Genomic DNA, 13,071 nt, shown 5'->3' with positions numbered 1-13,071 from the left:
GGCGCTGCGCGACGCGAAGGCCGATGTTCTCGTCTGCTACCTGCCAGTGGGTTCGCAGGAGGCCGTCGAGTACTACGCACAGGCAGCAATCGATGCGAAGGTCGCCTTCGTCAACGCCCTGCCCGTCTTCATCGCCGGCACCAAGGAATGGGACGAGAAGTTCCGTGCCGCCGGTGTGCCGATCGTCGGCGACGACATCAAGAGCCAGATCGGTGCGACCATCACCCACCGTGTGATGGCCAAATTGTTCGAAGACCGCGGCGTCGTCCTTGATCGGACATACCAGCTCAACGTCGGCGGCAACATGGACTTCAAGAACATGCTCGAACGCAAGCGCCTCGAATCGAAGAAGATCTCGAAGACCCAGGCCGTGACCTCGAACACGACGGCCGAGCTCGCTCCCCGCAACGTCCACATCGGACCCAGCGACTACATCGAGTGGCTCGATGACCGCAAGTGGGCCTTCGTCCGCCTCGAGGGACGCAACTTCGGTGATGCTCCGGTGTCGCTTGAGTACAAGCTCGAGGTCTGGGACTCACCGAACTCGGCCGGAGTCATCATCGACGCCGTCCGTGCGGCGAAGATCGGCCTCGACCGCGGTGTCGGCGGAGCCCTCATCTCGGCATCCTCGTACTTCATGAAGTCGCCCCCGGAGCAGAAGGGCGACGACGCAGCACACGATGCCGTCGAAGCCTTCATCCAAGGAAACCTCGACCGTTGAGCTGAACTCCGCAGCAACCTGAGAATGCCGATCGCACCAACGTGTGGTCGGCATTCTCTCTGCCCGGCGGAGCGTCGGTGGTTGCGTCAACCGTGCTCCACTGCGGCGGATTCTGTACGGCTGCGTCTCAGCAGTCGGTCGAGGATCCAGGTGAGGAGCCCGACCCCAGCCCCGACGGCAGTGCCTGTGATCAGGCTCGAGGCAGCGGCGAATGTCCGAACTATCAGGTTCGATACCAACGGATCGAGATCCGAGAGATTCCCGCCGAGGCTGGGCGGCGCCCCGTCGAATTGCGCAGTCCAGAAGATCTGATGACCCACAGCCAGGAAGACGCCGTAGAAGACACCGACCGCGAGCAGCGTGAGGAAAGCGTTCGGCACCGACGCCCACAGTACGACTCCGATCCAGACGAGGATCGGCACGAAGACGAAGGCAGCGTTTATGAGGGTGCCGGCTGCGATGATGTCGAGGTCGTGGAGGACGACGCGCGGTACGGCGAGCAGGGCGAGGGCGATGATCGCCCACAGCGGCAGCCCGAGGCGCCGAGGCGGTCGTGGAGGACGTGGCGAACGCTGGGGTGGAAAGGCAGATGGGTGCCCGTCGAAGGCAGCATGTGAACTCATGGTTCGAGCCTAGGGTTCGACGCCGAGCTGCACAGTCCGCGTCCGGCGACAAATGGGTACGTCGACGGGCGACATGCACTCACCACCTCGGCGGATGCCCGCAGGCGATCCAGGATATGAGATCGGCTCGCCGCAATCGGCATTGTCTATGAAACTGAGAACTTGCACACAGTGGTCCCTGCCACACTCAGGTCGTGACCGGCCGCCGAGGTGAGCGGCTTCGTCCGGCTCATCTGCACACCCCATTGACGAACCACCGAGGAGCATCGATGTCGCGCAACACCGCTGTCACCGACACGAAACCGAAGCAGCCAGCCGAACTCAGTTGGCTGATGCGCCTGCTGGTCATCATCGAGAAGGCCGGAAACAAGCTTCCGCACCCCTTCTGGCTGTTCCTGTCACTGGCCGTCGTGGTCATGATCCTCTCGGCAATCTTCTCCGCCTCCGGCCTGCAGGCCGTCAATCCGGCCACCGACAAGACGGTGACGGTGACCAACCTCTTCAGCACGGAATCCCTGCGTGAGATCGTTGCCGGAGCCACGAACAACTTCGTCACGTTCCCACCATTGGGCCTGGTCCTCATCGTGCTCATCGGTGTGGCCGTGGCCGAGCAGTCCGGGCTCATCCCGGCAATGCTGCGCGGAACCATCGCCGGTGCCTCACCGAAGTGGATCACGTTCATCGTGGCACTCGCCGGTACCGCCTCGTCGATCGCCTCCGACGCCTCCTACATGATCATGATTCCCCTCGGCGGGCTTGCGTTCAAAGCTGTGGGACGCAATCCGCTGCTCGGCTGCCTCGTCGCCTACGCCGCCACCTCGGGCGGATATTCGGCAGCACCCATGGTCAACTCCTTGGATACGATCCTCGGCGGGCTCTCCACATCGGCGGCTCAGATCATCGACCCGGAATATGTGGTCAGCCCCGTCGCGAACTTCTACTTCAACTTCGTCTCGATGTTCGTCGTCGCAGCCGCGGTCACCCTGGTCACCGAACTCCTGCTGACCAAGCGCGCCGACCAGATCGAACTCGACGAACCGGATGAGAACGACCCCGACAACTTCGACGTCAAATTGGCACTGGACTCCAACGAGAAGCGCGGAGTGGTCTTCGCTGTGCTCAGCATCGTCGCCTGCGCCGCCATACTGTTCTTCCTCGCACTGCCCGAAGGCTCCTTCCTGCGCGATGAAGCCGGCGGCTTCGGCCCCGAATCGGGCCTGATGGCGGGTATCGCTGCCATCATCGGCTTCGGTTTCTTCATCATCGGCATCGTCTACGGCTACGCCACCGGATCGATCAAGAAGACCTCCGACATCCCCGACATGATGGGCAAGGGGCTTCTTCCTTTCGTGCCCGTCATCGTCCTGTTCTTCGCCGCCAGCCAGTTCCTCGCGCTGTTCAAGATGTCCAGCCTCGGCGAGATCCTCGCGATCCGCGGAGCCGAGTTCTTCGGTTCACTCGACACCGGAACGTTCGTCATCCTCCTCGGCGGATGGCTGTTGGTTGCCCTCGGCGCACTGTTCCTGACCTCCGGATCGGGACTGTGGACGCTCATGGCACCGGTCCTCGTTCCGATGTTCATGCTCCTGTCCATCGCCCCGGAGACCACGCAAGCCCTCTACCGCATCGGTGACTCGACGACGAACATCATCTCCCCGATGAGCCCGTACTTCGTCGTGGTCCTCGGCTTCATCCAGCGGTATAAGAGGGATGCCGGAATCGGCACCGTGCTGTCGTTCACCATTCCGCTCTCATTCGCGATGTTCGTTCTCTGGGGACTGCTCTTCTTCATCTGGTGGGCCACCGGAATTCCATGGGGTCCCGGAGCCGCCACGAGCTACCACATGGGCTGAGGGCTCTGGTTCGGCTCGCGAGGTGGGGCGGTTACAACGTCTGCCGTGGATGTGGGAATAACCTGGCCGCCGACGAGCGTTACGATCGTGCAACGCTCGTTGACTCGGGCACTGGTTCTTCAGTGACTGTCCAGCTCAGGTGATTAGACTGAGACCATGATTCAACTCTCGTGCGGCATATCGTCTGCGCGAGCAACCTGCTCAGATCGAAAGGATCTCGACCGTGAGTAACCCCATGATGAACCGGGCTCTCAACCAGGGAGTCCAAGCCGGACGCAACGAACCGGTCATGTCCGACCAGGATCTCAACAACCTGTTCGACCAGCCTGCCGCGCAGAACCGCAACGCCGGCCCGCAGACCGCCGAACGCGCAATGACCTACGACGACGTCATGATGAAGACTGGTGTTCTCTTCGCCATTCTTCTCGCCGGTGCCGTCGTCGGCTGGTTCGTTCCGCCCCTCGCCCTTCCCGCGATGCTCATCGCCCTGGTCCTCGGCCTGGTCAACGCCTTCAAGAAGGAACCGAGCAAGGCCCTGATCATCGGCTATGCGGTCTTCGAGGGTGTCTTCCTCGGTGGCATCTCCGCGATCTTCGAAGCCCAGTTCTCCGGAATCGTCGTCCAGGCCGTTCTGGCCACGCTCTGCGTCTTCGGCGTCATGCTCGCCCTGTTCAAGTTCAAGGGCGTGCGCTACGGCTCGAAGATGAAGAAGTTCATGATGATCGCCATCGGCGGTTATGCGATCTTCTCGCTCATCAACTTCGGCATCGCGATGTTCACCGGCACTGGTGGTGCGCGCAGCATCGAAATCAACATCATGGGATTTGAAATGCCGCTCGGTGTCATCATCGGCATCGTCGCCACCGTGCTCGCAGCCATGACACTCATCATGGACTTCCAGATGATCGAGCAGGGTGTGAAGCAGCAGATCCCGGAGAAGTACTCCTGGATGTGCGCATTCTCCCTCATGGTCACCCTCGTGTGGCTCTACATCGAAATCCTGCGCCTCATCTCCTACTTCAGGAACTAGACACCTCGGATCCCGGGACCACCCCAACTGCACGGTTCCGGAAGCGGTGTCTATGATTGAGCCATGAACAACGTGACGGCGGACCTCGACACAGAGGTCCGCCGTCTGCGTATCCGCATCATCGGACTCAACCCGCGTCAGCTCGCCGAGGCGGGTCCGAATTCCCGTGTCACTACAGCGGGCGCGCACTCCCGCAGGGACACGATCGCCGAGGCGCTCGCACAGTTCTCGTCGATCGGCTCCGATGGCAGGGCGGTCCCGGATCTGGGCGATCAGAGCCTGGCCGATCAGGTCGTCGTGCTCATCGAAGAGGGTGCGGCCTCGGCCGAGGATCTCCCAGAGGCGCAACAGCAAGAGCGGTTGGCTCAGCTTCTTGACGCGGCAGTGCGACTGCGTCGGCGCCTCGCCTAGGATCGATCGGACCTCAATGTCGAGCGCCGTCGATTTTGGGCCGTGAACCCACCCGTCATCATTCTGTAAGGTTTCCCGTCCCCACCGGCAGGCGAAGACGAGGATAATCAACAGCACCATCCGCTGCTTTGAGAAGGTGCCACACTGACGATGACAGATCGCCGCCCGCTGCTCTTCACTCTCGCCGGAATCGTCGCGACCCTCGTGTACTTCGGCGCCGCCGAGTTCATCGCCGGTGCCTTCTCCGCCACCTCGGCGCCTCTGCTGATCCTGGGGCAGACGATCATCCCGCTCGTGCCGACAGCCATGATCAAGGCCGCCATCAGCATCTTCGGCACTAACGACAAACTCGCCCTCGTCATCACTCTGGCCATCGTCGGAGCGATACTCGGAGGAGTGATCGGACGGGTCGGCCTGCACCGGCGTACCCTGTCCTTCGTCCTCCTCATCGGCCTCGGGATCCTACCCGTGGTCCTGCTGGTGAGCACTGGCGGATCGCTCCTCGACGCGGTCCCGGCCCTTGGAGGAGTGGTACTGGGCTGCGCGGCATACGTAGGGTTGATCCGCCTCGGCGATGGCCGAGAACTGCGAGCCGAAGACTCTCAGGACAGAGACCGGAGTGCCGACATCGACGGCCAGCCGGGCAGCGACCGTCGTGCCTTCTTCGGTCTCGCCGCAGGACTGAGCGCGGTCGGCATCGCCGCGATCGCGGCAGGCCAGTCGGCATCGATTCTCGCCCGGAATGCGGCAGGAGCGGTAACGAAGCTGGTGCTGCCACGGCCGGCCACCTCGGCGACTAAGATCCCAGCTGGAGCCGAGCTGGACATCGACGGACTCGCACCGATCATGACACCCACTGACGATTTCTACCGCATCGACACCGCGCTCATCCCACCGTCCGTCGACGCTTCCTCCTGGTCGCTGCGAATCCACGGCATGGTCGACGAGGAAGTGACGATCACCATGGCACAACTGTTCGAGCTGCCGTTGGAAGAACACCGCGTGAGTCTGACCTGCGTATCGAACGAAGTGGGCGGTGACCTCGTGGGCAACGCCACCTGGTTGGGCTACCCGGTCCGAGACCTGCTCAAACGTGCGCAGCCGAATGACGAGGCTGACATGGTGCTCTCGGTATCCGACGACGGCTTCACAGCCTCGACACCCCTCGAGGTGCTCACCGACGACCGAGCGTCCCTCTTGGCGGTCGGCATGAACGGCGAACCGCTGCCCCGCGACCACGGATTCCCCGCCAGACTTGTCGTGCCTGGACTCTACGGCTTTGTGTCGGCGACGAAATGGGTGACGGAACTCGAAGTCACTCGATTCGCCGACAAGGAGGCCTATTGGACGAAGCGCGGCTGGTCCACACACGGGCCCGTGCTCGTGGCCTCCCGTGTTGATGTTCCCCGCGCCGGTGTCCATGTCAGCCCGAACAAGGACGGGCAGATCATCACCGCGGGGATGGCCTGGGCCCAGCACGTCGGCATCGCCGAGGTGCGCGTGCGCATCGACAACGGCGACTGGCACACAGCGGAGCTGAGCGAGGAGCTGACCACCGACACCTGGCGACAATGGCGATGCCACTTCGACGACGTGGAACCGGGCACCCACACCGTGACTGTCAGAGCGGTCGACAAAGACGGCAACGAACAGATCGCCGAACGTCGCCCCGCGATCCCCGGCAGCGCCACCGGCCTCCATGAACGGGACTTCACCGTCGACTGAGCACCCGGATCGCAGGGACCGACCAAGCGAGCGGGCCGGACGCCGAGCCAAGTCGGAGGCGCGCCCGATTCACTGTGGACAAATGGTCGTTTCGGCCGACGAAATCGACCATTTGCGGACAGGGAAATCCGTTTGTCGACAGCGAAGGACCGATGTTGCCGGACCGCTGGGCCGAGAAGCTTGAGAACTATCTGACAAAACGATGTATCCTCGCCTCAACATGGTGGTGAGCTCCGTGGAAGCACAGGTCGCCCAACGCAGCCTGTGGTTCGGCACGGTTCCGACACTGCCGCATCCTGTTCAGCGTCACAATGAGGTGGTCTCAATGTTCGGTCTCCCGACGGCAACCGTCGTCGTCATCTTCGGCATCCCCGCGATATGGGTGATCTACACGTTGGTCTTCGTCTACCTTTCGCGCGGTTGGAAGGCCGAGGACGTCGCCGAAGACCAGGACCTGACCTCACGCAATGCCAGTGGAGGGAACGGGCCAAACGGCCCGGCCACCTCGGCAGATGAGAACGGGGGACTGGCATGAACCTCGAAACCTGGTTCCTCGTCATCTACTTCGCCGCCATGGCCGGCATCGGCGTGTGGACGCTCAAGGTCGGCAACAAGGACAGCGAAGGCTACTTGCTGGGCGGGCGCAGCCTGGGTCCGGCCGTGACGGCGCTGCGCCTGCAGAGTTCGTCGATGTCGGGGTATATGTTCCTCGGTGCCGGATCGCTGGCGTACACCAAGGGTTACTTCTCACTCTGGTACGCGATGGGCGACATCGGCGGCGGAGTGCTCAACCTGTCCATCCTCGGCAGGCGGATGCGCAAACTCTCCCAGATCTTGGGGTCCCTGACCTCGATCGAATACCTCGAGCACCGCTACCCGTCGCCGTGGATCCGCGCCATCGCGGCCCCCGTTGCCGTATTCTGCATCTTCTTCTACGTCATGAGCCAGTTCATCGCCGGAGGCCGCGGCCTCGAGATGGTCACCGGCATCCCCTACGCATGGGCGCTGCTCATCGCCGTCGGCGTCATCGTCTTCTACACGTTCCTCGGCGGCTACCTTGCCGTGGCCTACACCGACTTCGTGCAGGCCATCATCATGCTCATCGGCATGGTCTGGATTCTCATCGGCACGTTGCAGGCAGTCGGCGGTTGGACGGCCGGCAACAACGCCGTCGGTGAGATCAACCCGAATCTGCTGACCATGTGGGGCCCCGACGGCATCGGCTCCGTACAGTGGGGCGTCATCATCGGCGCGGTCCTCGTGTTCTCCATCGGCTACATGGGCTGGCCGCACGTCAACGTCAGCCACATGGCTATGAAGCGGCCCTCGGTCGCGCGCACGGCGAGCATGTACGCCACCGGTTTCAACCTCCTGTTCATCCCTGCCCCCTACATCGTGGGCATCATGGCGCTCATCATCCTGCCCAACCTCGACAACCCCGAACTCGCGGTCTTCCAGGTCGCGGACACGGTGTTGCCGAACTTTGCCGTCGGCATCGTCATGGCCGGCATCATGGCGGCCATCATGTCGACCGCGGACGCGTTGCTTCTGCAGTCGGGCACGATCGCCAGCCAGGACCTGTTCCAGCGCTTCATCAAAAAGGACATGTCCGACAGCCAGTCCGTGTGGGTCTCGCGCTTCACCGTCCTCATCCTCGCCATGATCGGCTACATCGTCGCCGTCAACGATCCGCCAGCCGTCGCCGAGGTGGTCATCTTCTCCACGACCGTGCTCGGTGCCGCATTCGTCCCCGTCTACGTGGCCGCAGCGTGGTGGAAGAAGGCCAATGTTCCTGGTGCGATCTCCTCGATGGTGCTCGGAACCGTGTCCTCGGTCGTCTGGCAGCTGACCGGGCTCGTCGATGTCACCGGTGTCGACCCGATGGGAATCGGCATCGTCTGCTCAACCCTGGCACTCATCCTCGTGTCTCTGGCCACCCAGAAATCCCACCCGGTGCCCACACACGTCGTCGCCGCTTTGAAGGAGACGGACAAGATCGGTGCCATCCCAGCCCACATGCTCACCGGTCAGAACGATGCGCTGGCAGCACAGGTGCCCAAAGATGCGTGAGCATTCTGCTTCCGGTTCTGCTGGCGAATCCAGTCTGATCGCTCCCGATTCGGTGCTGAAGCTGGCACCGAACATCACCGCCGCCGAGGCGCTCGCCGTATTCCAGCGCAAGCTCCCCGACGCGGAGGCTGAGGTTCGGGAGGTGCTCCACCCGTTCTGGTGGACGGCGCTGCGTGCCTGGACCCGCGGCGTATTCACCCGATCCGCGAAACCAGGGTCTGCGGTGTCGCCGGGCCAACGGATGAACGTTCTGGTCAACGCCTGCTCGGGCAAGGGCTACATCGCGGACTTCGAACCCCGTGGAGAAAGTGTGGCCGTCGTTGATTGGGTCGGTGCTCTCGATTTCTCGGATCAGGGCGGCCCCCAGCCGGGTGTGGACCAGGTGAGGCGAACATCGCGTTCACTGGTGCGCACGAAGGTTGTGAAGACGGTGAAACTGGGTATGAGCATCAGTATTGACGAAGCCGCCGCACCAAGCGGGGTCCTCAAACCGAATTGGATCGTGACAGGAGCCAACGAGAAGTTCTCGGCGACGATCCTCGTCGACGGCCTCGATTCCTCCCATTACATCGTTCGGGTCGAGAAGCTGACCCGGGACTGAGACGCGTCCCTGCGGGGACGCATTGGTGGGACAGCACAGATGCGTCAGCCCCAGTTCTTCGCGTCAGAAAGGCAGAACGGGTGGCCGGCCGGATCGATGAGCACCACCCAGGTTTCGCCTGGCTGTGGATCGGCGAGGGTCGCTCCGAGTTCGATGCAGCGAGCGGCCGCGGCGTCGATGTCATCGGCGGCGAGATCGAGGTGGAACTGCTTGTGCCCGTCGTCGGGCCAATCGGGGCGTTGGTAGTCCGGTATCGTCCCGATGCCCAGAGCGTTGCTGGGGCCGGTGAGCATTGCGTAGTTCTCATCTGAGTACGCCACCGGCCAACCCAGCACCGCGGAATAGAAGTCGCCGAGCGCCGAAGCGTCCGGGGCGTCGAGCGTGACCATCGCGAGCTTCGCGACAGGGGTCGTCGAGAAGGTGGAATCGGAAACTTTCATCTCTGTGTCAGTCATGTCTGCCATTCTTGTTCCATGGACGAGGTCGTCGATAGGAAAAACCCGCCACGCGGCGAATCACCGCCCGACCACTTCTACGGGCGGGTGCTCAAACCGGCAGAGATGCTCGAGCACGCTCACTACTGCGCCGTCACGGAAGTTGCCGAAGAGCTGCGGCCATGGGTGAAGCGCTATTGGTCGGTGAACTGGGATCTGGCCGCTGACGAGCGTTATCAGACAGCGACGGTTTCGGAGCCTACGATCAATCTCACTCTCGAATACGGTGACATCGGCCGAGCGAACACGAACGGTGCAGGAATCTGGCTGACCGGTCCGGTGACGGGACGTCGTTTCGATGTCGGACTCTTCGGCCGCGGCGGCGTCATCGGAGTCAATTTCCACCTCGGCGGCACTGTGGCCTTCGCGAACGAATCACCCGCGACGATTCGGGATACGACGGTGCCTGCTCGGACCTGGTTCCCGGGCATCGACGGCGACCTGCCTGTCCTCGGCGTTCTGCCTGTCGGTGATCACGTGAAAGCCGAGGACGGCCTGGTCGCTGCCGTGAGTGCGATCGAGAGTTGGCTGCTGTCCCTTCGCCCACAGATGACCGAGAGCTATGCCAGGTTCCGCCAGATCCTCGGCCGACTCGATGACCCGGCGATCATCAGCCTCGGCGATCTGGCGCTGCACAGCGGGACAAGCGAGCGTTCGCTGCAGCGACTGTTTCAAGCTCACTGCGGTGTCGGGGTCAAACAGATCCTGGTCCGGGCACGGATCAGGGACGCCATTGCCGCGTTCGACCGGGGTTGGGATGGAGCTTTCGGTGACTTGGCTGCAGAGCTCGGATGGTTCGACCAATCGCACTTCACGGCGGATTTCCACCGCGTCACCGGGTACACACCGGCCGAATACATCCGTGCTCACGAGAGGAGTGGCCAACCACAGCAGTGAATCAGAATGCTGCGGAATGGGCCGGGCCGGGCGGAACCGGGACTATCGCAGGTCAGCGGCGTTTGGCGATGCCGATTCCGGTATAGCCGAGGATGATTGCGAAGGCGAAGCCGACATAGCAGAACACTGCCCACGGGGCGTAGTCGAGGACGGAGACTCCCAGCACTCCGGCCATGTACACGCCTGCCGAAGACCACGGGACGAGCGGAACGACGACGGTGCCGGAATCCTCAAGTGTGCGTGAGAGGTTCTTGGCGTCCAGGCCCCGATCGGCGTAGGCCTTCTTGAACAGCTCGCCCGGAACGATGATCGACAGGTAGGAATTGCCGGTCACGATGGCCATCGTGATGCATGAGAGCACCGTGGAGAGGACAAGATCTCCAGTGCGCTTCACGAATTTCAGCAACGAGCGGATGATGGTCTCGAGAGCACCGGACTTGGACATGATGCCGGCGAAGGCGAAGGCACTGAACGCGATGAGGATGACACCGGTCATCGACGCCATCCCACCCTGTGAGACCAACTCGACGACCTGAGGATCCAGATTCTTCAGGGTCGTGGGCCCGACCTCGAGCATGTCCGGGGTGAACCCGTCGACAGTGGACGCGAAGATCGATTCGAGGCTGACCTTCTGGAAGATGGCAGCGAGGATACCGGCCACCAGAGACGAGCCGATGATCGTCGGAAGTGTGGGCAGTTTGAGAACCGCTCCGCCGAGGACGATGAGCATCGGCAGAAGCAGGAGGACGTTGAAGGAGAAGAGACTGTCCAAGGTTCCCGTGACGGCATTGATCTGCTCCGAATCGGTCCCGCCGGACTTCTGATTGATGCCGATGAACAGATAGAGCGCCAGCGCCACGACCGTGGCCGGAATCGTGGTGTAGAGCATGTGCCGAATGTGCTCCCACAGGGTGGTGCCGGCAGCGATCGGAGCCAGGTTCGTGGTGTCCGACAGCGGAGAGAGCTTGTCGCCGAAGTACGCACCGGCGACGATGGCGCCAGCGGTGGCCGCCAGCGGTGCGTCGAGGCCCGCGGCGATTCCCATCAGGGCGACTCCCACGGTCCCGGCCGAACCCCACGACGTTCCGGTGATGACGGAGACGATCGCGGAGATGACGAAGGCGATGAGAACGATGAACTGTGCGCTGATGAGTCCAAGGCCGTAGTAGATCATCATCGGAATAGTGCCCGCGATCATCCACGTGCCGATGAGGATGCCGATCGAGATGAGCACGAGCAGAGCCGGCATCGCAGTGTCGAGCTTCTCCCTGATGCCCAGCAGCATCTCGTCCCAGCTCAGCCCCATCCGCAGAGCCACCAGGCCGGCGATGATCGCGGAGAGGATCAGCAGCGGTTCGGGTGCGAGCCCGAGTACACCGTAGCCCACCGCCAACAGGACGAGCATCGCGACCAGAGGGACCAGCGACCACCCTAAGGGCGGACGCTTCTCCTCCACATCGACGGAGGTGGCAGTCGTCGTGTCGCGCTCGTGGCTCATTCGAAGGTTCCTTGGATCTGCGGGGCGCCGCTGCGGACGCTCTCTCGTCCGCGGGCGAAGGCGAGCTGAATGGTGTGGCTGTCATCGGTGAGGAGGATATCGGCATCTGCTCCGACGCGGAGGCGTCCCTTGTGCTCGAGGCCGAGGACATCTGCCGTATTGGAGGTGACGAGGGAGATGGCCTGAGACAGGTCGACACCGGGCAGGTCGGCACACGCCCACACCTGCTCGTACAGAGTCGCCTGCTTGGCGACATCCATGCCGATGAGCCGACCATCGGAGTCGAATTCCGGCAGGCTGCCGTTGGCATCGGAAGAGAGAGTGAGACGGCTGAGATCCCCGCCGAGGTCGATGTAGCGTTTCAGCGAATCAGTCGTCGTCGACGAGGCCGTCATATCGACCATGGCACCCTTGGCAGCCAGATCCACCGCGTCGGCCAGAAGCTCGGGGGACCGGGTGATGTGGGTGGCGTAGATGGCCTGGGGCGCGATCGGATACTCGTCGAGGAGCCGGTGAAGTGGGGCAAGTCGGGTCGAGTAGGGACCGACGTGGAAGTGAGTGATTCCGGCCTTGCCGGACAGCAGCCCACCGACATGTGACTGGCTGACGAGTTCGGCAAGAGCCTCGACGGTGGGTTGGAACGACCGCCGATCCGAGATCGCGACCTCTCCGACACCGATGACCTTGTCGATGAGGACGAGATCATCGACGACAGCGCCGGTCAAAGTTCGGGCCGGGACCTGGTAGCTGCCCGTATAGATATAGGTGGTGATGCCCTCGGTCTCGAGAGCTCGGGCCTTGGCGAGGAGATCAGCGTGACTGCGGGTGACTCCGTCGGTCCCCAGGCAGCCGATGACGGTGGTGACTCCGGCGCTCACGATGTCGCCGATGCGGATCTCGGGGGTGCGGTTTGCGTACCCGCCTTCGCCCCCACCGCCGGCGATGTGGACATGTGGGTCGATGAAACCGGGAGTGGCCGTCAGTCCCTGGGCATCAATGACTGTGGCGTTGGGAAGACCCTGGAGCGCTTCGGCAGGTAGGTCACCGATGAAGGTGATCTGCTGTCCCTCGATGAGGATGTCCTGCTTCCCGAGCCGTTCCGGGGCGCAGATGTCTGCTCCGCGCAGCAATATCACCATGTTTCGCTA

The 13,071-nt window shown here is 62.8% G+C and carries 13 protein-coding genes; 9 read left to right on the top strand and 4 right to left on the bottom strand.

Annotated features, from left to right (window positions below):
• A partial coding sequence (locus ACE03M_RS12635; RefSeq protein WP_485934241.1) for an inositol-3-phosphate synthase occupies positions 1–721 on the top strand: 721 nt, incomplete at its 5' end.
• An 86-nt stretch (positions 722–807) separates the two neighbouring features.
• Here ACE03M_RS12635 and ACE03M_RS12630 read toward each other — a convergent pair.
• Entirely contained in the window at positions 808–1,344 is a 537-nt protein-coding gene (locus ACE03M_RS12630) for a hypothetical protein (protein ID WP_485934240.1), read from the bottom strand.
• A gap of 269 nt (positions 1,345–1,613) precedes the next feature.
• On the opposite strand from ACE03M_RS12630, the gene ACE03M_RS12625 reads away from it, so the two are divergent.
• From ACE03M_RS12625 to ACE03M_RS12595, 7 genes are all read left to right on the top strand, one after another.
• Positions 1,614–3,197, top strand: a complete 1,584-nt coding sequence (locus ACE03M_RS12625) for an AbgT family transporter (RefSeq protein ID WP_143921069.1) — start codon at positions 1,614–1,616, stop codon at positions 3,195–3,197.
• 235 nt (positions 3,198–3,432) lie between these two features.
• Entirely contained in the window at positions 3,433–4,227 is a 795-nt protein-coding gene (locus tag ACE03M_RS12620; RefSeq protein WP_143921430.1) for a Bax inhibitor-1/YccA family protein, read from the top strand.
• 63 nt (positions 4,228–4,290) lie between these two features.
• Complete coding sequence (locus tag ACE03M_RS12615) at positions 4,291–4,638, top strand: hypothetical protein (RefSeq protein WP_143921070.1); 348 nt, start codon at positions 4,291–4,293, stop codon at positions 4,636–4,638.
• 150 nt (positions 4,639–4,788) lie between these two features.
• The gene (locus tag ACE03M_RS12610; RefSeq protein ID WP_485934237.1) at positions 4,789–6,363 is read left to right on the top strand and encodes a molybdopterin-dependent oxidoreductase; all 1,575 of its coding nucleotides are present in this window, start codon (positions 4,789–4,791) and stop codon (positions 6,361–6,363) included.
• 220 nt (positions 6,364–6,583) lie between these two features.
• A complete protein-coding gene (locus ACE03M_RS12605; protein WP_485934235.1) occupies positions 6,584–6,898 on the top strand; it encodes a hypothetical protein in 315 nt (104 codons plus the stop codon).
• The gene (locus ACE03M_RS12600) at positions 6,895–8,433 is read left to right on the top strand and encodes a sodium/proline symporter (protein WP_485934233.1); all 1,539 of its coding nucleotides are present in this window, start codon (positions 6,895–6,897) and stop codon (positions 8,431–8,433) included. Before ACE03M_RS12605 ends, ACE03M_RS12600 begins: the two co-directional genes overlap by 4 nt.
• Complete coding sequence (locus ACE03M_RS12595) at positions 8,426–9,034, top strand: hypothetical protein (RefSeq protein ID WP_485934231.1); 609 nt, start codon at positions 8,426–8,428, stop codon at positions 9,032–9,034. Before ACE03M_RS12600 ends, ACE03M_RS12595 begins: the two co-directional genes overlap by 8 nt.
• Before the next feature lie 44 nt (positions 9,035–9,078).
• Here ACE03M_RS12595 and ACE03M_RS12590 read toward each other — a convergent pair whose 3' ends face one another.
• Positions 9,079–9,489 (bottom strand): VOC family protein, encoded by a 411-nt coding sequence (locus ACE03M_RS12590; protein WP_485934230.1) that lies wholly within the window; start codon positions 9,487–9,489, stop codon positions 9,079–9,081.
• An 18-nt stretch (positions 9,490–9,507) separates the two neighbouring features.
• Between ACE03M_RS12590 and ACE03M_RS12585 the strand changes: the two genes are divergently transcribed.
• Positions 9,508–10,425: a helix-turn-helix domain-containing protein gene (locus tag ACE03M_RS12585; RefSeq protein WP_485934229.1), complete on the top strand. Its 918-nt coding sequence runs from the start codon at positions 9,508–9,510 to the stop codon at positions 10,423–10,425.
• A 52-nt stretch (positions 10,426–10,477) separates the two neighbouring features.
• Here the strand turns inward: ACE03M_RS12585 and nhaC are convergent, their stop codons facing one another.
• Both nhaC and iadA read right to left on the bottom strand, forming a co-directional pair.
• Positions 10,478–11,923, bottom strand: a complete 1,446-nt coding sequence (nhaC, locus tag ACE03M_RS12580; protein WP_485934228.1) for a Na+/H+ antiporter NhaC — start codon at positions 11,921–11,923, stop codon at positions 10,478–10,480.
• Positions 11,920–13,062, bottom strand: coding sequence for a beta-aspartyl-peptidase (iadA, locus tag ACE03M_RS12575; RefSeq protein ID WP_485934227.1), 1,143 nt, complete (start codon positions 13,060–13,062; stop codon positions 11,920–11,922). Before iadA ends, nhaC begins: the two co-directional genes overlap by 4 nt.
• Positions 13,063–13,071 lie beyond the last annotated feature (9 nt).

This window comes from Brevibacterium sp. AGC70, from assembly GCF_057334195.1.
This window is presented reverse-complemented; position numbering and strand designations above follow the sequence as displayed.